Genomic DNA, 21,504 nt, shown 5'->3' with positions numbered 1-21,504 from the left:
TTATTCTAATTTTATTAATACATTATGTAGGTACTAACAAATAACTTGAAATAAAAATCAATTTATGATAAATATGTATTAATTTGCAGTAAGTATTTTTTAAGAGGTTTATATGAAGATTAGTATATTAGCGGTTGTAGTGATTATCCTTTCTTTTATATTTTATAATGAAATTACAAAACATAAATATAATGTAATAGAAGAAATTGAAGAAAACAACATTTATAATGGAAACTATATAGTAAGTGATAATAATATTATTTTAGAAAATAGTTATGATTTTAATAGTAATATAGAAATTAAAGAAATTCGCCGCAACTACCTCAGATGGAGAGATAAAGAGCATCTTAACGTAGATTTTGAAGAGGATTCAAAAGATTTATATGTTAGATTAATAATAATATTTATGATGGGATGTGCTATTATAGGTGTTTTAATAGAGATAATCTTTTTTAGAAACTACTCTTATAAATTTTATATTATTCTACTTACAATAATTCTTGTAATAAGTTCTGTTATTATTTATAAAATACATGAAAACTTAGCTATTTTTAATATGGCTGGAAGTATAGATAGCATAATAGAATTATTAACCTTCTTTGGAGGCGGTGTAATATCATTTATAGGATTGTTAATTAGTAAATACATTAAGGCTAAAGATAGTAAAAAAAATAATGAATAATTATAAAGATTTCATGCTTGTATAACTAATGCAGAAACTTTTCTTAGATTCTTTTTTTATGTGTGTATAAAAATAGAAGTTGATAAAATAAAATCTATTACACATACAAAGATTAAGAAAGTATATTTTTGTCATTATATTTATTTTGATTTTTTCTTTTCAATTCTTTTAATTATATAAATAATTACAGTTGCAGATAAAATGAAAATTAATCCTATAATGATATAATCTTTTAATGTAATATCACCAAATAAAACCGAAGCAAAAAGATTGTTATATCCTAATAATAAGTCAGCAATACCTTTTTGAGTAGATAAGGTAGATTTCAAATCATTAGTATAATTATTTGTAATAGTTTGATTGTTCATAGATACATCATTTATAGTGGATGTAGCATGAAAAAATGATGCATATAAAAGTATAAGAAAAAATATCAAAGTTACAATTAATGTCTTTTTTGTATTATCTTCGTTTATATTGAATAATGCCGTTATAATACCAATGGTTATAAATATATATTCATAAGTATTTTCAATGTATTTTATTATAAAAAATCCTGATACTCCAAAAAATCCTATTATTAATATTATAATTATTCCCAAACCTATACCATTACTATCACCAATGAACTCATTAAAGCTAAAATCTCCTTTAATTAATACTAATATTAAAAACACTATTATAAAAGAGCATAAAAATAATGCCGACATTCTAAATAAATCATTTTCTGGTATATTGATTTTGTATATTAAATTAAAAATAATATCTTTCATAGATATTTATAATATCTCCTTAATTCTTAAATATCTTTGCGAGTAGTAAACCAACTGTAATTCCTGTTTATTTAATCCTTCTTTTTTATTTTATGAATTGCTAAATTACAAAACAGAGCCGATGCAAAGCTAAGAAAAAACATAATCGTAACTCCCAGGAATACATTCAAATTTCCTATAGTGAATACGGCTTGGAGTTATAAAACTTATAATTGAATTAAGTAAATCATGTTTTTTAGAATATTTATACATTGTTTCTGATTTATTATTTACTACATCATGCTTAGTTACTATTGTAGGTGCATTAATAATAAATAGTATCAACAATATCATTATTGCCATAGTAGGTACAATAAAAATAATAGCTCTTATATAAATATTTTCTTCTTTATGTTTTTTTATCATAACTGACTTTTAAGCCTTTATAGATATTATGATTAGAAAAATTAAAGACAATACTTTTTATTATAATATAGACTTTTATATAGGAAATAAAACTGTATTGTGTAAATTAATAAATGTCTAATTAAATAGCATTTTATTTTTCATAATCCTCATAATGATTTTATTATATATGCTTTTTTTGTCAATACAGTATAGATGTTTATTGAATTATTGACTGAATATAAAACAAAAAATATAGTTGTTTAGGTATATACTAAAAATTTTTAACTTTGTCAATTTTTTATTGTTCTTTTTCCCGCCGCACGCCTACCTAAATGTACTTCCTTCGGTCGCAGCGGATAGCGTCAAAGAACCTTATATCCTCGGCAAGCTCGGATACGCTTCGTGAAAGTGCAAGTGTAAAAATTAGTACTAAATCATACTAAAAATGTCTTACATGTAATATAATTTATTAAATTAAAGTCCAAATGTAGTCTTTTTGCTTCTTTGGGGCACCAAAAGAAGTGGGGTCTGGGGCAAAGCCCCAGATATAAAATTAAAAATATAAATTTATTTTTGACAAAATATAGTTGTTTAGGTATATACTAATAAATTTATGATATTTTTCTAATGATAATACAGGCTATAAAACCGAAAATCACTCCGCTGAAAGCTAAATATTCTCTATTACTTTCCATATTTATTACTGCTACTATTAAAATGAATGCAATTAATGCCAGAGTAATCAACCCTACTAATATTGTTCCTATAGTCTCTCTAATATCTTCTTTTATTTTTATATCTTCATGATAATATTTTTGGGCTATAATTGCGGTAATTGCAAGCGATAATATATAAGTCAGTCCATATACAATTAATACTCTTATACCAAGAATTTTTAAATCCACTTTTGAGCCGCTATATTTAGATGATGAATTTCCTTTTAATAATAATGATGTTATTATTTTTTGAAGTACTTCTTCTTTGTCAAAATTTGCTGCATTAGTTTGTTTATTATTATCTATTATTTCTTTATCATTATATATTATTTCTTTTTTTTCTTGTATATTTTTATCAGCCATAGCAAAAAATGATATTGCAGTGGACGGTATAATTAAAGATAAGAAGAGATATATTATTAAAACTATTACATTATCTTTGCTGTCATTTTTTTTCTTTTTAATTTTCATTTAACTACTCTTTAATTAAAATTATTTTTTATCATATATAGTTTTTCAATTCTAATGTATATAGTTTTTTTGTCAATACGGTATATATGTTTGTTGAATTACGTACGTTGTGCAGATTTTTTTAATATTAATAAATATATAATAACTTTAAAATAACATAGTAAAATAACTTTAATTCTAAGATAAAACTTATTCATTAATTTTTTATTAATTTCTAATATAGGCAATATATGTGTTGTATGTATCATTATTACATTTCTATATATAGAAATACTATCGTTATTACAACAAAATTTCCAAATGAGCAGAATTTTTATATTGATTTATATTTCACATAAATATATTTTTATAAAAAACAAAAAATGGAGATATTATGAAAGCTATTCAAATAAAAAAATATTCAAAGGAAATAGATATAGATATTGCAGATATTCCAATACCGGAGATTTCTGATAATGATGTATTAATTAAGGTAAAGGCTGCAGCAGTAAACCCTCTTGAAATGTTAATATTAACAGGGGCAGTAAGACTTATACAAGATTATAAAATGCCTTTAACATTAGGTAATGAATGTTCTGGAGTAGTTGAAAGTGTAGGTAAGAATGTAACCGATTTTAAGAAAGGAGATAAAGTTTATACTCGCTTGCCTATATCAAAGATAGGTGCTTTTGCCGAGTATGTAGCAGTGGACGGTAAGTTTATATCTCTTATGCCTAAGGATTATGATTTTATTACATCGGCTGCGATACCTTTAACTGCTCTTACTGCATATCAAGCATTTACAGAAGAATTGGAGGCAAAATCCGGACAAACTGTTTTAATAACTGGAGGTTCTGGAAGTTTTGGTGAACTTGCTGTTCCAATTGCTAAATATTTAGGTTTAAATGTTATAGTTTCTGGAAGTGAAAGATTAAAAGAACATTTCATTAATTTAGGTGCTGATAAATATATTAGTTATAATAAAGAAAATTACTCAGAATTAGTTTCAAATGTGGATCATGTTATAGATACGCTTGGAGCAAATGAATTTGACAGAGAATTATCAGTATTAAAAAAAGGAGGACGTCTTTTAAGTTTGAGAACCAGTCCTAATAAAAAATTTGCTGAAGACAATAAATTTCCTTTCTTCAAAAAATTATTATTTTCTCTTGCCGGTTCTAAATATGATAAAAAAGCAATGAAGGAGCAAAAAGAATACCGTTTTATGTTTGTGCGTGCTGACGGAGAACAGCTTCGTAAAATTACAAAAATTGTAGAAGATAAAAATATAAAACCTAAAATATATTCCACTGTATTTAATATTGATAATGCATCAGAAGCTTTAAAATGCATTTTACAAAAACATACAGATGGAAAAATAATAATATCTATGTAATTAACTTTATATTGGTTTACGCATGGTGTGAAGATTTTATAAGTAATTGAATTTATTTTTAGAATAAGCAAATATTTATAATTTCATTATTCATGCGGTAAATATTTTCTAAATTTAAATAAATCTAGGGTTGGTGTTAAAATAACAAAGCAAAACTAAAAAGAAATATAACACAAAAATAACTAATGAATATAAAAAGCCTAAGGGTTGGCAAATGTAATTTAAGTTTAAAAACTTTATTTACATACCCAGACCTTTATGTTTTATAAACTTATTTTTCAATTAAAATTTTATTTGAAGCTTTTGCCTAATAGAAATTTTCAGTACCCGCCCAAATGTTATTAGATTTAAAAAATTTATATAACGCACGTTTAACTTAATTTGATATATAATTTGAATTTGATTGATAATTAGTTTCTATTTATGATTTTTTTAGCGTGCGTAAAAATAATAAAACAAAAATGCAATCACCCAAAATTGAAGCGATTGCATTTTTGTTTACTTTTTTTCATATATTCTCTTAGTTTTTATTATTTTATTATATAACAGTTTTTTGTCAATACCCTATATACCTTTATTTTATTTTTTTAATTAAATTAAATGAATTAAACTTTACATTTTATTTTTACATGTTAATGAACTTCGTTCAAAAATTGTAGAATTCATATGATACCTAAATGAATAATAATAGATTGTATATGTGTATTTATTGGTACTAATTTGGGAAGTATAATAAAAAATAGAATACCTAATAAAATAAAAAATCCTATGAATGTAGTATTTTGACTTTCCGCTATGGCTATAGGTATGGCTTCTGTCATAAAATTTCCTTCTTTAGCTGCTATAATATTAGCTTTAATTTTGGGAGCATTGATAGGTGAGATTATTGATTTAGATTCAAAGGTAAAACATATATTTCATAATGCTATTGAAAAACTTAATTTTAAAATACATGGAAATAAAGATTATTATATGGCTTTTTATTTAATAGTGGTAGTTACATTCTGTACAAGCGGAACTAATATTTTTGGAGCTATTAATTAAGCTATAACAGGAGATTACAGCATACTTTTATCTAAGGCTATTATGAATATATTTGAGGCAACTATATTTGCTACAATTTTAGGTACTGCAATGAATTTAATTATAATACCTCAGTTTATAATACTTAGTATATGTTTTTATATAGCTAAATTTTTCATGCCTTTTATATCAACTACAATGCTTAATGATTTTGTGGCTATAGGTGTACTTTTAACTTTTGTACTTGGTTTGAGTATAGCTCAGATAAAACAGATAAGTGCAGTTAATTTACTTCCATCATTATTATTGATATTGCATAGTTCTTATTTGTTTAGTTTATTTATAGGATAAAAATATTATGTTTAAAAATATTTAAGGCTTGAATCTGATTAAAGACTCAAGCCTTATATATATTAATTACTTTAGAGAGATACAAAATGATAAAAGTTATGCCATTATTAATTGACCATTGTTTCTTATGCAGATTTCTAAAGAATTAGTTAATCTTACTCTATAGAACTCTATTCTTTTATTGATTTCAAATATATAAGTATTATTGTATTTTTTCATTATGTTTTTAATTTTACTTGCTATAGTTTTTGGAAGTATATTTTCAGATAATTTGTCATCGCTGCTTATATAGTTCCAAGAACCGTTTTTGTCAAAGTTGATATAAATACCATTACTTAATTTAATTTCATATTGATCTTTCACTTTATCGATATAAACGATTTTAGCTTTGCTGTAATTAGAAGCTATAAATCTTCTAATATTCTCAGGTAATTGGCTAGGTGTAATTTTAATAAAAAGGTTTAAGCTGTTAGTCATATTGTATCTCCTTATAGCGTATATTGTAAAATCTCTTTACATTTATAATTATAGCAGAATGTAAAAATTAAGCAATATTTATTTACGAATAATTTACAATAAATTTACAAAAATTAAATAAAATACGGTATTATAATACATATAATACACAAATAGATAGTATGTCAAGAATAAATGTAAAATATATTTACAAATACTATAAAATTGACTGTAAATACGATATTTTGCTATGAAAATTAGAATAAAATTGGAAATTTTTATTAAAATTTATCATTTTTAGAGTAATATAATTAAAATAAATTAAAAAAATTATTTACATACACCGCCATTTATTCTTTTGTATTTTGGCATAAAATTATTATTTTACTTTTCTTCATTTTCTTCAATGCCAATACAGAAATTTTAATCCCCACCCAAGCTTTATTTATATTAAAAATGTTCTATGCACACGGTTAATAGAATTTTTGATATTAATTATATTTGAATTTCAAATATATTTTTAATTTTACTTAGAGTGAGGTATAAGAATAAAAAATTAAAAAATATTAGGCTTTAAATCTAAAATAATAAGATAATTAAAAATAAAATGTAATTAATGTATTATAAACAGTTAAAAAAATTATAGGGTAGGGAATTAGAGAAAAATTTATAAAAAAAATTAATAAAATTATTAAAGATTAAAAAATATAATGCTTAAAAAATCAAAAAATTGATAAAATAGATATAATTTTTATGATTTTTATGATTATATTTAGGTATTTTTTGTGAGAATAACGATGTTTTTATAATTTTTTCGCATCATATGTAAGATATGTATAATACAGTATGTTTTTTAGATTTTTTTTATTAAAAAAGAGAAAAAAATGCTAAACCAAATTAAACTTTATGCCGACAGGGCCGAAAATTATTGTATAGCAAAATGAGAGTTCAAGTATTTGGCGGTCTCGAACTCCCTATTTGCTTAGTTGATACCATATAATTTATTAAGAATATATTTATTGGCGTTATAATATATTCTTTATATAGGATTTAATGGTATTTTGGCAACTTCATATAGTTAATTAGATTGTCGGAATACCTTAAATTCTCTTTAATATTTTTTGCCAATTAGGCACGGATGCCTTTTTGAATAAATATCATGGAGGATGACGATGATCATCAATAACAACATTAGTGCTATAAATGCACAACGTACTTTAAAATTTAGAAACGTAGACCTTTCTAAAGATATGGCTGCTCTTTCTTCTGGAATGAGAATCAACAGAGCTGGCGACGATGCTTCTGGATTAGCAGTATCTGAAAAAATGAGAACACAAATTCGCGGTTTACGTCAGGCTGAAAGAAATACTCAAGATGGTATATCTTTCATTCAAACTACTGAAGGATATCTTCAAGAGAGCCAAGACATCTTACAAAGAATACGTGAATTATCTGTACAATCTGCTAACGGTATTTATACTGATGCTGACAGAATGCTTATTCAAGTTGAAGTTTCTCAATTAGTAGACGAAGTTAACCGTATTGCTAGCCAAGCTCAGTTCAATACTCTTAACATGTTAACTGGAAGATTCTCTAACCCTAATGAAGGCGGAGCTCCAGTTGCTTCTATGTGGTTTCATATGGGTGCAAACATGGATGAAAGAAGAAGAATTTATATAGGAACTATGACTGCTGCTGCTTTAGGTTTACAAACTGCTGAAGGTACTGGTATTTCTATTTCTTCTATAGACAAAGCTAACAGTGCTATAGGTATAGTTGATGAAGCTTTAATGAAAGTTTCTAAACAAAGATCTAATCTTGGTGCTTATCAAAACAGATTAGAGCTTACTGCTCAAGGCTTGATGATCGCTTATGAGAACACTGCAGCTTCTGAAAGCAGAATAAGAGATACTGATATGGCTGAAACTTCTGTTAAATTTGCTAAAGACCAAATCTTAAGTCAGGCTAATTTAGCTATGTTGGCTCAAGCTAATACTATGAACCAAGGCGCTTTACGTTTAGTTCAGTGATATAGTACGTTTATAGCATACTAATTTAAAAATAGCTGGTCTCATTTTTATAATGGGACTGGCTATTTTTTATTTTATAGTTTTTACTAAATCCCGCCATATATATTTGTTAATCTAATTACATTCATTTATTTTCATTTTCTTTAATAAATAAAAAAGAAAAAACATGCCCGCCCAAGTGTTGATTAAATTTATAATCTATATTTAACGCACGGTGAATGCATTCTTATATTTTATTTTAGTTGAATTGATAATTTAGTTTATATTTTAAATTCGGCTCTGCGTGCGTAACGAGTATTTTTAAATTTAAAAAAGCTAGGGTGGATGCTGAAATTTCTTATTAAGTGATAAGGATAATAAAATTAAAAAACTCAAATAAAAATAATAGAATATAAAGGGTGGTAATTATAATAAAATTAAAAACCGCCATAATATATTTATTATCATGACAGTTTTTATTAAATATTAAATTATTCTAAAGCTCTAAAAGAAACACCAAATGTAAACCCAAAATCTAAATTGGAATAATCATATTTATATAACATTCCGCCGCTAGGAACATAATAGTTATGTAATTCTGGTATAATACTATTTAATACAGAAGTATCATACTTCATACCAAAGTTATATTCAAATATACTCCAAGTACGAAATCCATTTCAGCATTATCCATTTTATAAGGTCTTAATGCATACTCAGCAGTTATCTTTATATATGGTGCAACAGGACTTTAAATATCTTTTTTATATATGCATAATCTAATTCCTTACTATAAGGTGAAATCATTGAGGCATTTCTTATTGGCATAAGTACAGATGTTATTACATTCTCAGGATTATTTGAAATACCATAACCAGATATTGGAAATAATACACCTGCTCCTATACCTATAGAAAAATTGTTAAAAACTATTTTTTCTAAAGCACCTAAAACTAAATTATAAAGATAAACTATATCTGTAAAAGTATAATCTTTATATTTATCATTACCTTTATATGTTGTACTTATTATATATGGGCTGTATCCTATTTCTAAAAGAGAAGTTAAGCCAGAACTATATTATTATTAATATTGTTTTTTACACCTAATTGAAAAATAGCTTCAAAATCTACAAATATATCGCCTTTTATTGTTTTGAAATCAACTAGGTATGAATATTCATTCTGATTTACTTCTGTTTTAGTAAAAATTTTTGAACCGCCTATATTCATAAATATACCAATTTCTGGAGAAATACTTATTGAATATAAAATGTTAATATTAAATAAAATTAATATAATTGATAATACTATTTTCATAATAATAACCTAAATAAAAACTGATATAGATATTGTAAAAAAAATAACTTATGTCAATGTATTTTACTTAAAATTTATTTTACATATCCCGCCCCTATACTATATTGCTTTTATTTCATTTTATAACCCTTAAATATTTTTTAATGCAAAATAAAAAAGCATTCCCGCCCAAGTGATGATTAAATTTAAAATCTATTTAACGTACGGTAAATGAAATTAAAAAAATAATAAAATTTGAATTATATTTTTAGTTTTATTCTGCGTGCGGTAATAGAGTAAGAAATTTAAAAAATCTTGGGCGGGCGTTAAAATTTTTAATTGAATTAGTAAATATAATAAATTAAAATGTATGAATTAAATAATAAAATATAGATGGCGGGGGATTAGAATAAAATTTTATTTACTTGAAAAAAATATTACTTATACTATACTAAATCAAAGTTTAAAATAAGTGAGGGATTTTTTATGACAGTACAGGAAGAATATTTTCAAAAATTATCTTTAGTTTTAAAAGATAAATTCAATAAAAAAGGTTTTGCTTTCGATAGTTTTTCAAATAAAGAAGAAGCAAAGAAATTTATTTTATCTCTTATTAAAGAAGATGATACTATTACTTTCGGAGGAAGCACATCAGTCAATCAAATGGGAATATTAGAAGATTTAAAAAACTATAAGAATTTTGTAGATAGAAATAATAAAGAATTAAAAGCTGAAGCAGAGATTAAAGCATTTAGCAGTGATGTTTATTTATGTTCAGCTAATGCAATAACAAAGAATGGTGATATAGTATCAACAGACGGTGGCGGAAACAGAGTTGCTGCTACTATTTACGGACCTAAAAAAGTATTTTTAATTGTTGGAAGGAATAAGGTTTGTAATACAGTTGAAGATGCTGTAAAAAGAGTAAGAAGTATTGCTGCTGGTGAAAATTCTGTAAGATTTAAGGTAGATAATCCTTGCTGTACAGGAAATATGGTTTGCGATGAAGCAAATTGCGATATAGAAAAAAGATTATGTGCCTATACTATTATAGTTAATAAATGCCATATAAAAGACAGAATACATATTATATTTATAGATGAAGAATTAGGATTTTAATTTTCTATTTAAAAGTTATATTGTGCTTATAAAAAATATTTATTATGCACAGTATAACTTTAATGTATTTATAGGTTTTAAATATAAAAAATAAGTTTAAAAATTTATTTATATATCCTGCCCTTTATAATTTTCTGCTTTATCCTGAGTTTTTATATTAATTATCTTTATAGCTTCATTAGAAATTTTAGTTCCCGCCCAAGTTTTAATTAGATCTATAATCTATTTAACGCACGATGAACTAAATTTTATGATATAATAAAATTTGAATTGTTATTAAAATTATATTATTAGTTTTGTTCTGCGTGCGGTGGGTAAATAAATTAAAAAATTACTTACATACCCCGCACTTCAAAATTTATAGCTTTATTCTGAGTTTTTATCTTAATTATATTTATAGCCTCATTAGAAATTTTAGTTCCCGCCCAAGTGTTAATTAGATTTATAATCTATTTAACGCACGATGAACTTAATTTTATAATATAATAAAATTTGAATTATTATTAAAATTATATTTTTAGTTTTGCTTTGAGTGCGTAATAAAAGCAAAATTTTTAATATTTATTGTTGTAATATCTGACTCTTATATTTTTCCAATAGAGTTCCAGAGAAATCAGTTTTCTGCATTGCCTCTTTTAATCCTGTAATATCAATAGTATATGCCTGACTATTACTACTAGGTTTTATTGATAGAGTTTTACTGTTTATTAATCTGCTTAAGAACTCAATAACTTCTTTTTCCTGTATGATTCCAAAAGCAGGTGATATTGTGTATAATATATCGAAATTATCACTTGAAGATCTCATAAAAGGCTCTACAGATTTATAAGGTGAATTATTGAAACTATATTCTACTACAGGAGTATTTTCATCTACTTTATCTTTATACCAGTTTATGCTTACACTAACTTGATTATTTCTAGCTGCTATATATACCTCTAAACTATTATTGTTTTTTATAGTCATTGTAACAGTTTTTGTATCAGTATTGTTATATGTTATTCTTCTTATTTTCCAATTATTATAATGTGTTGTTACAGCAGCAGAGAATGCCTGTATTGATATTGTTAATAATGTTATAAACACAAATACAATTTTTTTCATATGTTTTTTACTTCTCCTGTATTTTTATTAATTTTATTCAACTATATATTATGTTTACTAATTATAATTCTCGTTAATTTTTTGTAAAGTATTAGAAATAAAAAAATTATTATTATTTTAATAAATAAGCAATTTTATATCATTGTACCATTTATTCATATAGTTTTTTAACTCTTCATAGCTTATAACAGACTTCTCAAATTTTTCAACATGCCAAGGTGATATTATATCAGCAATATTTTTCATATTGTTATTAAAATTTTCTTTACTCATATTTTCTTTATTGAGGTTATTTATAAAATTATCTATTTCTTTCACTAATTTTTCTTTATCTATATTCTCTTTTAAATAGTTTTTAATTTCTATATTTTTATTGTTAGAATTTATATTGTTATTATTGTATATTTTTACATTTTTTATGCTTGCAGATTGTACTGTTAAAGTGAAAATATCAGTAGTTTCAGAAATCTCCTGAATTAAAGATTCAAAATGATTTTTATAACTCAAAAGTGATGAAGAAGTATTTCTATAAACATTATCGTAGCATTTTATTTTTTGATTATCATTAAGCCTTTTATATTTAGCAGATTCAAAAGTTTTTAATTTACTACTGTTAATATAATCATGGGCTGAAGCATTTGAATATTTAGAATGCGTTTTATCATCAATATGACAAAAATCACATCCTGCAAGCAATATATATTTAGGATTGAGCATATATGCTATTCTTAAAGCAGGCATTATAACGCTTCCTTCCATATAGAAATATATATTGTTATTATCATCATCATTTATAGGATATAATATCTTTTCGAAACTTTCATCATGTGAGAAATAAAATATTCTTTTGTTTTCTATATGAGTGAGAGGAAAAGGATATGCTGTATGCGTAGTGAATATATTTATATTTTCATTTTCTTTTTTAATAAGTTCTTTTAAATGTATCGACGAATAAAAACCGCCGTCAGTAGATACAACAGCATCAGGCTTTATATTATTTTTTATTAAGCTATTAAAAGCATGCGATAATACTATAACAAAATGTGTTTTTGATAGTTCTTTAATGTTTTCTATATAATCATCAGCTGAGGCACCTGCAGATACTAATAAAACAGGCGTTTCTCTTTTTAATATATTATAGAATGTTTTTATAGAGTATCCTTCATTGAAATGCATATTATATAATGTATTTCTAGCCCATACAGGAGCAAAATAATAATTAGATGTTAATGACATTAATTTTTCTTTTATACTGTTGGCAAGCGATATATTAATATTGTCATAATATTCTCTTGTTTCATCATCTATATTTGAAGCTCTTATATGTCTTATATAAACTATTTTTTTAGAATCATTATCATTCATATAAAAATTAAAGAATGCCAATATATTTTCTAAATCTTCATTCAAAATGAGTATGGTATTCTTTAATATATTTTCATTTGAAGGCTTTAAATTTTCTAAAATAATCTTAACTATTTCTATATCTTTTTCTATTATTATTGCTTTGTTATTTTCATTTAAAGATAAAAAATATTCTATATGAAAGAATGATGCAATAGATAAAAATATGCCTATATGTTCATTGTTATTTGTTATGAATTGAGATATTAATCTTTTAGCTTCTTCCATAGGATTATATAGAGAAGTCAAAGGCTTATTATTATACATAACAGCAAACAAATCATTTTTAGCCTGCTTTAATTGATATTTATTATTAGATGCATTATATTCTATTAATTTTTTTACAGCCCTGAAATTATATTTATTTTTATTTAAAAGCTCTATATTTTTAGTGAATATAGTATTATCCATTTTATATTTCTCTGCAGATTAATTTTAGAATATGCCGTATTTTTCTATAAGCTCGTATGTAGCATCTTCATCATTTTTTATTTTGTTATATATAATGAGTTCCGGCCTATATTCAAAATGTATGGTGTCATAATTATGCCATTTACCGCCCCATATAAAACCATACTTTTCAAATACTTTTACAACTTCTTTAGGAGGATGCCATCTTTTATCATAAGGCACAGCATACCAAGCTTTATTATTAACTCTAGTCCAAGCCCAATATATTTGCTTACCATTATTTTTTTTAGGCAAAGTATCGAAAGCAACACCATAACTATGATAGCTTCTGCTTGCACTTTTTGAAATTATTTTCCAAACATATCCGCTTACTATTTTCAAAGAATCTAAGAAATTTTCAACTTCCTGATTAGTTTGTGCTATAAGTTTCACTTCTACACTTACATTAGATAGAGGTTCATACACATAATCATGAACTCTTACTTTGTATCCTAATATACTTTTTGTACTTATATGCTTTACCATACTCCTTTCGCTTGTTCCGTCATAAAGAGTATCTAAGAATTTATTATTGATATATTTTGTATTATTAACTCTTCTTTTGTAATATTCCTGAAGTTCTTTAGTTCTTTCAGGGGTTTCCTGCTGTACTTCAGGCATTCCGTCTACAGTATAAGAATAAAATCCGAAAGGTATATAATTATCCTGATTGGTCATATCTTCATCGGTTAAAAGTTTTCCATTAGCCCAGTTAAACCATATTCCGTCTAAATAAAATCCTAGTTCCCTGTTTTTTATAGTAGGAGGTGATATTCTATTTGAATAAGCTAAATGAAGAGCTATAGTTTCTATTGCTCCTGGTCTTATTATTATATCTTTTCTTATTCTTTTTTTCTCTTCTTCAAGCTGAATTTGCTTTAAATCAGAACCGGACATTATATCTTTAGTATTGTTTATATATATAATTCCTACCGCTGATATAGATGATACAATTACTGTCATAAGAGCTATTGTAAATATTTTGTATTTAGATCCGGCCTTTATTATAAAGCTTATCAGTGCTAGTACTACTAGTATAGTTGTTATTACTAAAACATATTGAAAAACGGTCATATTATTCTATCATTACTCTATAAAAAAATTATTTGTTTACATAATATTAACATGTATTAATATTAAATTCAAATTTATTATCGTTAAAAAAATCATATTTAATAGGAAGTTTTATCAAAAAAGATTTATCTGTAAAGGGGAAAAATTGGGCGATGACGGGCTCGAACCGCCGACCTAGTGCTTGTAAGGCACCCGCTCTCCCAGCTGAGCTAATCGCCCTTTCTTTTGAAATGTTAATTTATAATAGCATATCATTAAAAAAAAGTCAAGTATTTATATCGTTAAAGTGTATTAAATTTTATATTTTTACTATTTATATATAAAACTTTATCAAATATATATTGCTAAAATAATAAAAAATGTTATTATATTATAATGTAAATATTATAAAAAAATAAGTAGAATTTTATTAAAATGAATGTAGAATTTTTGCTGTCAGCGACATTTGATAATAGAAGGGTTATTCCTAACCAAGACAGATTATTTAAAGCGATAGTTTCTTCTTTAAATGAAGTTAATATTAATCCGCTTGTTATGATTTCGGAGTTTTCTATAATAGAAGACGGCAGCACTCTTATATATTCTTTTCATCCTTCCGCTGATCCTATATATTTTGAGTTTAAAACAGATACTTTATTCATAACTATAACTACAGGTTCTTTCGGGGCCGGATATCATAGATTTATAGTAGGTGTTTTGGATAGAATAGCTAGAAGGCTTGATATAGAATTTAGAGAGGATTCTGTTCATAAAGATCCTAGCGGTTATTTTAATAGCAGAGATTTTGAAGCTTTAAAGAAATTTTTTGTTAATTCTCTGGCTGATTATGCTAAAATGCTTATAACTCATCATGATAATGGTTTCAGCAATTTCTTGATATCTATGCCTTACAATTACCCTGTAATAGAAAAGGAGTATTTTGCTTTGTCTTCTTTAGGATATTGGGGCAAAAATTGGTTTACTGATTTTATAGATGCTAGTGAAGAGGATAGATTAACCTTAGCAGCAGATTTCTTCATATGGGATACTGAAGAAATGAATGCTAAATTTTGGTTTAAAAGCTTTATTAGTATGATTTGGCTTTATTTCCCATTTAGAGAGGCTATTGACAACAAAGAAAAGACTATGTATAAAAAAATTATGTATGCTTTTCAGGAATCATATAAAAAGGATGCTTCATTAAAATATCCTTGGGATATACTTATTGATATTGCTCATTATTTAGATGATGAAAATTTGGCTAAATTTATAGAAAGTAAAAAGACTGTTAATCAGCAGCAGTCTCTTCAAATAGGATTCAGACTTGAAAAGGCTCGTTATCCTATAGCGGCAGGATTCACTATTATTCTGCCTATGCGTATGAATGTATTCAAAAATGATAAATCTTTAATAGAATTCAAAGATATTAATGTATATATAGCTATGCAGGTTTACTCTTTTGCTAATGAAGAGATAGATGTAATAATGGAATATGTACTAAAACAGATAGATATTGCCGGAGAAGATAAAGGGGAAAAGCTAGATATAAAATCTCAAAGCGGTAAAATAGAAAGTATAGTATATGAAAAAGAATTAGAAGATAATGATCATATTATTACAGTAGCTTGTGCGGCTAAAAAACTTGCTTTGCTTGCTTGGTTTACTTATTCTGAGCCTGAATATAGAGATATCTGTTTAGAGGCTATAAAATCCATAGATATAGAAAATTAATAAAAATATTTAAAAAAATTATGTAAAGTAATCATAATAACTGCCGATAAATTCTCACATAGCTGATTAATAATTTCGATCGGCTTTAACTTAAAGGTGGTATTTATGTTTAACTTATATGAAGAACTTACAAAAATAGAGATTCTTTTATCCAAAGAAATAGAAGTTTACAAAATAATATTAGAAGATGAAGAAAAAAAGGTTAATTCTATAATCAATACAAGATTACAGGATATACATTTATATTGTGATCATCAAAATGAAAAAATGACTGAAGCTAATGAGCTTAGAAAAATGAGAGAAAATGTTATTGATTTGATAGTATTAAATAAATTCCCTCATTTATCAGAAACAGCAACATTATCTGATATTATTAGAAGAATACCATTGAATAAAACAGCTAGAATATCAGCTTTACGCCTTGAATTAGTTACTTTAATGGCTAGATTAAAACATTTAAATAAATTGGCTCCTAAACTTTTTGATGAAGCTTTAGATTTATTTGCAAATATGAAAGAAGTTTTGAATGAAAGCAAAAAAGTAGGCTATAACAACAAAGGTAAAGAGCATGTTGTTAATAGGAAATTATCAGTATTAGTAAATAAGCAAGTTTAATATAGAATATTTATATCTTAATTAAACGTATGGCATAGTTTTATGTTATACGTTTTTTTTATATATTTTATTTTCAAATTTATAAAATTATAGAAACATAATATTGCAAAATTATAAAAACGATATATAGTATTACTCAAAAAAATAATATTAAAATTTAAACGGGAAAAAATTATGAAAAAAGTTAATTTATCAGGAAGACATTTTATTAATTTGGAAGATTTTACAAGCGAAGAGTTATCAGCATTGATTGATTATACCTTCGAGTTAAAATCAAAGGTAAGAAATAGAGAAGAAATTGATATAATGAAAAATAGAACTATGGTGATGTATTTTTCAAAGCCTAGTTTAAGGACTCGTTTAAGTTTTGAAATAGGAATGAAGAAATTAGGAGGAGATGCTTTCGTACTAAAGCAAGATGAGATTATATTAGGACAGAGAGAAAGTATTGAAGACAGTTCTAATGTTATTTCTAGATACTGCGATTTGATTATGATTAGAACTTTTGCTCATAGTGATGTTGAAGACTTTGCTAAATATTCAAAAGTACCTGTTATAAATGCTTTGACAGATCTTTCACATCCTTGTCAGATTATGGCGGATTTATTTACTATGAAAGAACATTTTGGTAAATTGAAAGGCTTAACATTAACATATATAGGCGATGGTAATAATGTTTGTAATAGTCTTTTAACAGGCTGTACATCTTTAGGAGTTAATATTAAAGTAGGAGTTCCTAAAGGTTATGAACCGGATGCAAAAACTATAGAAGTAGCTAAGAACATAGCAAAAAATACAGGATGTACTGTTGATATTGTTAATGATGTAAAAGAGGCAGTAAGTGGAGCCGATGTAGTTTATACAGATGTATGGGCTTCTATGGGACAGGAGAGTGAAAAAGAAAAAAGACTTAATATATTTAAGGGCTTTACTCTTACTAAAGAATTATTTGATCTTGCTAATAAAGGAGCTATAGCACTTCACTGTTTGCCTGCTCATAAAGGAGAGGAGATAAGCGAAGAAGTATTCAATATGAATTCTCAATATATTTATGAAGAGGCAGAAAACAGAATGCATGCTCAAATGGCTATAATGAGCAGTATAGTAAAAGAATAATTTTTAGAATGTAATAATAAATTATTGATAATATAAAATTCTATTTTATTGATTTTTATTAAAAATATAAGATATAAAAAATGCAGTCTTTTTGGTTCTTTGTGTCAACAAAAGAACTGGGGGTGTGGGGGCTAGTCCCCACAAATAATATAAATTTAAAATGTTATTTTTGGAAAACTAATGTTTTAAGTATATATTGAAACAATTACAGTTTGCCAACTCATATATTTTTTATATATGTATCATAAACTTTTTTATTGTAGGTATGTAGAGCCTCAGTAAAGTAAATAGATGTTACCCTCACGTAATATAGACTTCATTCGGGTATGCTTCTTGTACATCTGTGTACTTCTCAAGGGCAAAGCCCAATAAATATAATAATTGAAAAAACATTTTATAAGTAAAGAAGGGATTTATCATGAAAAAAAAATTAGTATTAGCCTATTCAGGCGGTTTGGACACTACAGTTATTATACCATGGCTTAAAGAGAATTATGATTATGATGTAATCGCTGTATGTGTAGATGTTGGTCAAGGTACAGAAACTGACGGCTTAGAGGAAAGAGCTTTAAAAACTGGTGCTGTAAAATACAGATTAGTTAAATGCGAAGACGAGTTTGTTACAGATTATATTTATCCTATAGTTAAAGCTGAAGCTACTTATGAGGATAAATATTTACTTGGTACTTCTGCAGCAAGACCTTTAATAGCAAAAAAACTTGTTGAAGTTGCTTTAGAAGAAGGTGCTACTGCTATAGCTCATGGTGCTACAGGAAAAGGTAATGACCAAGTAAGATTTGAATTGACTGTTAAAGCATTAGCTCCTAACTTTGAAATAATTGCTCCTTGGAGAGAATGGAATATATCTTCAAGAGAAGAAGAAATCAAATATTTGGAAGACAGAAATATAGAAGTTCCTATGAAGAAAGATGATTCTTATTCAAGAGATAAGAACCTTTGGCATTTATCACATGAGGGATTAGAGCTTGAAGACCCTGCTAATATGCCTAATTATGAAAGACTTCTTAAATTATCAAACACTATAGAGAATGCTCCTAATGAAGGTCAGTTTGTAGAATTAGAATTTGAAAAAGGCATACCAACTAAAGTAGACGGAAAAACTTTCTATCCTTCTGATTTAGTTAAATACTTAAATGAGATAGGCGGAAAGCATGCAGTTGGTATAGTTGATTTATTAGAAAACAGAGTAGTAGGAATAAAATGCCGCGGTGTATATGAAACTCCAGGAGGCACTATACTTTATGCTGCTCATAGAGAAATTGAACATTTATGTTTAGACAGAGAAACATTATATTTCAAACATGTAGTTTCTCATAAATTAACTGACTTAGTATATAGCGGAAGATGGTTTACTCCTTTAAGAGAGGCTTTATGTGCATTCATTGACAGCACTCAGCAAACTGTAACAGGAAAAGTAAAATTAAAATTATATAAAGGTAATATTATACCTGCTGGTGTTACTTCTCCTTATTCACTTTATAATCAGAGTTTGGCTAGCTTTACTACAGGCGAATTATATGATCACCATGATGCTCAAGGCTTCATTACATTATTCGGTTTACCTTTAAAAGTTAATGCTTTAATGAAAGAGCAAGCTAAAAAAATGGGGTTAAATATTTAATTATGAAAGAAAAATTATGGGGAGGACGCTTTTCTAAAGAGCTTAACAAGGAAGCTAATGATTTTAATTCTTCATTATCTTTCGATTGTAAGATGTACAAAGAGGATATATTAGGAAGCATAGCACATGCAAAAATGCTTGGAGAATGCTCAATTATTCCTCTTGATGAAAGCGTAACTATAATAAATGGTCTAAAACAAATTTTAGATGATATTGAAAATAATAAACTTCAATTCGATTTTGAATTAGAAGATATACATACTCAAGTTGAAAGATGGCTTATTGACAGAGTAGGCGAAGTAGGAAAAAAAGTTCATACTGGAAGAAGCAGAAATGATCAGGTGGCACTTGATTTGAGAATGCATTTAAAAAACAAAGTAGAAAATATGAAATCTTTAATACTAGATTTAATTTCTACATTGGTAAGCATTCAAAAAGAGCATACAAAAACCTATATGAGCGGATATACACATCTTCAAAGGGCACAGGTTATAACATTTGCACATTATTTAGGTGCTTATGTAGAGATGTTCAAAAGAGATTTTGACAGATTAACTGATGCCTACAAGAGAATAGATGTTATGCCTTTAGGAGCAGGTGCTTTGGCTTGTTCTACTTACAAGATAGACAACAAAAAAACTGCTGAAACTCTCAATTTCAAGAATGTTATGCTTAATTCTTTAGATGCAGTATCTGACAGGGATTTTGTTATTGAGGTGGAATCTGCTTTATCAATAATAATGATGCATTTAAGCCGTTTTTCTGAGGAGCTGATATTATATTCTACTTCAGAATTCAAATTTGTAGAATTTGATGATGAGTTTACAACAGGTTCAAGTTTAATGCCTCAAAAGAAGAATCCGGATATACTTGAACTTATTCGCGGAAAGACAGGAAGGGTTTACGGAAATTTATTTTCTATATTGACAGTTATGAAGTCTTTACCTTTAGCATACAATAAAGATATGCAGGAGGACAAAGAGGGTATATTTGATTCTTTAGAGAATGTTAAGAATTGTTTATCAATACTTCCTAATGTATTAAAAACAATGAAAGTTAATAAAGATAATATGCTTAATTCTGTTAATGAAGGATTTTTGAATGCTACTGAGGTTGCTGATTATCTTGTAAGGAAGGGTATACCTTTTAGAGATGCACATGCTGTTTCTGGACGTCTTGTAGTATATTCAATAAACAATAACAAAAATCTTTCTACTCTTTCTATAGAAGAATATAAAAAAGAGTCCGATTTATTTGAAGATGATATTTATGCTTGTATAACTCCAGAGGCTCAGGTTTCCAACAAGACAATGATTGGAAGTCCTAGCGAGAATGCTGTTTTAGAAGTAATAAAGATAAACGAAGAGTGGCTTAAATCAAACGGAAAATAAATTTATTATTTTTAATTAATAAAAAATATAAAACAAGGGTGCTGTTGAAAAATGGTACTCTTGTTTTTTTATTGCATGATTTTTAACGCACGGTGGGCAAAGCTAAAAATATAAATTTCATTATCAATTCAATTTAAATAATATATTTAAATGCATTTACCGTGCGGTATATGCATTATAAATTTAAATAACGCTTGGGTGGGTGTGCTTTTTCTTATTTAGCTTCTAACATAAATAAAATTTTTAATTGAAATTAAAACTATAAATTTAAAAGGGCGGGATTTAAAATACATTAAAAAACTTATTTAATTGTATTTTCCTAATAATAAACTATAATT

At 26.1% G+C, this 21,504-nt stretch carries 19 protein-coding genes, 1 tRNA gene and 1 pseudogene; 10 read left to right on the top strand and 11 right to left on the bottom strand.

The features are described 5' to 3' along the window. The first annotated feature begins 112 nt into the window (after positions 1-112). A complete protein-coding gene (locus BRSU_RS11250; protein WP_048595467.1) occupies positions 113-682 on the top strand; it encodes a hypothetical protein in 570 nt (189 codons plus the stop codon). A 140-nt stretch (positions 683-822) separates the two neighbouring features. Here BRSU_RS11250 and BRSU_RS11245 read toward each other — a convergent pair whose 3' ends face one another. The 3 genes from BRSU_RS11245 to BRSU_RS11235 all read right to left on the bottom strand — a co-directional run bounded on the left by BRSU_RS11245 (position 823) and on the right by BRSU_RS11235 (position 3,029). Then, positions 823-1,455 carry a hypothetical protein gene (locus tag BRSU_RS11245; protein ID WP_048595465.1) on the bottom strand — a complete coding sequence of 211 codons (633 nt, stop codon included), beginning with the start codon at positions 1,453-1,455 and terminating at the stop codon, positions 823-825. A 129-nt stretch (positions 1,456-1,584) separates the two neighbouring features. Then, positions 1,585-1,860 (bottom strand): hypothetical protein, encoded by a 276-nt coding sequence (locus BRSU_RS11240; RefSeq protein WP_048595463.1) that lies wholly within the window; start codon positions 1,858-1,860, stop codon positions 1,585-1,587. A gap of 593 nt (positions 1,861-2,453) precedes the next feature. Continuing rightward, positions 2,454-3,029 (bottom strand): hypothetical protein, encoded by a 576-nt coding sequence (locus tag BRSU_RS11235; RefSeq protein WP_048595461.1) that lies wholly within the window; start codon positions 3,027-3,029, stop codon positions 2,454-2,456. 373 nt (positions 3,030-3,402) lie between these two features. On the opposite strand from BRSU_RS11235, the gene BRSU_RS11230 reads away from it, so the two are divergent. Then, on the top strand, positions 3,403-4,404 hold the full coding sequence (locus BRSU_RS11230; protein WP_048595459.1) for an NADP-dependent oxidoreductase: 1,002 nt from the start codon (positions 3,403-3,405) through the stop codon (positions 4,402-4,404). A 662-nt stretch (positions 4,405-5,066) separates the two neighbouring features. On the opposite strand, the gene BRSU_RS14675 is transcribed toward BRSU_RS11230, so the two are convergent. Further along, the gene (locus BRSU_RS14675) at positions 5,067-5,225 is read right to left on the bottom strand and encodes a hypothetical protein (protein WP_209435155.1); all 159 of its coding nucleotides are present in this window, start codon (positions 5,223-5,225) and stop codon (positions 5,067-5,069) included. Between BRSU_RS14675 and BRSU_RS11225 the strand changes: the two are divergent. Continuing rightward, positions 5,200-5,778: pseudogene (locus BRSU_RS11225) on the top strand (DUF554 family protein). The gene BRSU_RS14675 and the pseudogene BRSU_RS11225 sit on opposite strands and share 26 nt — an antisense overlap. Positions 5,779-5,874: 96 nt before the next feature. Here BRSU_RS11225 and BRSU_RS11220 read toward each other — a convergent pair. Continuing rightward, positions 5,875-6,255 carry a PepSY-like domain-containing protein gene (locus BRSU_RS11220; RefSeq protein WP_048595457.1) on the bottom strand — a complete coding sequence of 127 codons (381 nt, stop codon included), beginning with the start codon at positions 6,253-6,255 and terminating at the stop codon, positions 5,875-5,877. 1,151 nt (positions 6,256-7,406) lie between these two features. Here BRSU_RS11220 and BRSU_RS11215 point away from each other — a divergent pair. After that, complete coding sequence (locus BRSU_RS11215) at positions 7,407-8,264, top strand: flagellin N-terminal helical domain-containing protein (RefSeq protein WP_048595455.1); 858 nt, start codon at positions 7,407-7,409, stop codon at positions 8,262-8,264. A 470-nt stretch (positions 8,265-8,734) separates the two neighbouring features. On the opposite strand, the gene BRSU_RS14885 is transcribed toward BRSU_RS11215, so the two are convergent. Next, the gene (locus BRSU_RS14885; RefSeq protein WP_245158096.1) at positions 8,735-8,881 is read right to left on the bottom strand and encodes a hypothetical protein; all 147 of its coding nucleotides are present in this window, start codon (positions 8,879-8,881) and stop codon (positions 8,735-8,737) included. Positions 8,882-9,307: 426 nt separating this feature from the next. Continuing rightward, positions 9,308-9,562 (bottom strand): hypothetical protein, encoded by a 255-nt coding sequence (locus tag BRSU_RS14880; protein WP_245158095.1) that lies wholly within the window; start codon positions 9,560-9,562, stop codon positions 9,308-9,310. A gap of 465 nt (positions 9,563-10,027) precedes the next feature. Between BRSU_RS14880 and BRSU_RS11205 the strand changes: the two genes are divergently transcribed. Next, the gene (locus tag BRSU_RS11205) at positions 10,028-10,660 is read left to right on the top strand and encodes a lactate utilization protein (protein ID WP_048595453.1); all 633 of its coding nucleotides are present in this window, start codon (positions 10,028-10,030) and stop codon (positions 10,658-10,660) included. A gap of 561 nt (positions 10,661-11,221) precedes the next feature. Here BRSU_RS11205 and BRSU_RS11200 read toward each other — a convergent pair. From BRSU_RS11200 to BRSU_RS11185, 4 genes are all read right to left on the bottom strand, one after another. Further along, positions 11,222-11,764 (bottom strand): hypothetical protein, encoded by a 543-nt coding sequence (locus BRSU_RS11200; protein WP_048595451.1) that lies wholly within the window; start codon positions 11,762-11,764, stop codon positions 11,222-11,224. Between the two features lie 117 nt (positions 11,765-11,881). After that, positions 11,882-13,579 (bottom strand): motility associated factor glycosyltransferase family protein, encoded by a 1,698-nt coding sequence (locus tag BRSU_RS11195; RefSeq protein ID WP_048595449.1) that lies wholly within the window; start codon positions 13,577-13,579, stop codon positions 11,882-11,884. A 24-nt stretch (positions 13,580-13,603) separates the two neighbouring features. Continuing rightward, positions 13,604-14,692 carry a M15 family metallopeptidase gene (locus BRSU_RS11190; RefSeq protein ID WP_048595447.1) on the bottom strand — a complete coding sequence of 363 codons (1,089 nt, stop codon included), beginning with the start codon at positions 14,690-14,692 and terminating at the stop codon, positions 13,604-13,606. A 146-nt stretch (positions 14,693-14,838) separates the two neighbouring features. Then, positions 14,839-14,911: transfer RNA gene (locus tag BRSU_RS11185), tRNA-Val, on the bottom strand. Between the two features lie 195 nt (positions 14,912-15,106). Here BRSU_RS11185 and BRSU_RS11180 point away from each other — a divergent pair. From BRSU_RS11180 to argH, 5 genes are all read left to right on the top strand, one after another. After that, a complete protein-coding gene (locus tag BRSU_RS11180) occupies positions 15,107-16,402 on the top strand; it encodes a hypothetical protein (RefSeq protein WP_048595445.1) in 1,296 nt (431 codons plus the stop codon). Between the two features lie 105 nt (positions 16,403-16,507). Beyond that, positions 16,508-17,017: a flagellar export chaperone FlgN gene (flgN, locus tag BRSU_RS11175; protein ID WP_008730356.1), complete on the top strand. Its 510-nt coding sequence runs from the start codon at positions 16,508-16,510 to the stop codon at positions 17,015-17,017. A 174-nt stretch (positions 17,018-17,191) separates the two neighbouring features. Beyond that, the gene (gene argF, locus BRSU_RS11170; protein WP_048595444.1) at positions 17,192-18,133 is read left to right on the top strand and encodes an ornithine carbamoyltransferase; all 942 of its coding nucleotides are present in this window, start codon (positions 17,192-17,194) and stop codon (positions 18,131-18,133) included. Positions 18,134-18,551: 418 nt separating this feature from the next. Beyond that, positions 18,552-19,775 (top strand): argininosuccinate synthase, encoded by a 1,224-nt coding sequence (locus BRSU_RS11165; protein WP_048595441.1) that lies wholly within the window; start codon positions 18,552-18,554, stop codon positions 19,773-19,775. Between the two features lie 2 nt (positions 19,776-19,777). Then, positions 19,778-21,166, top strand: a complete 1,389-nt coding sequence (gene argH / locus BRSU_RS11160) for an argininosuccinate lyase (RefSeq protein WP_048595439.1) — start codon at positions 19,778-19,780, stop codon at positions 21,164-21,166. The last annotated feature ends 338 nt before the right edge of the window (positions 21,167-21,504 follow it).

Source organism: Brachyspira suanatina, assembly GCF_001049755.1.
Classification (GTDB): domain Bacteria; phylum Spirochaetota; class Brachyspiria; order Brachyspirales; family Brachyspiraceae; genus Brachyspira; species Brachyspira suanatina.
This window is presented reverse-complemented; position numbering and strand designations above follow the sequence as displayed.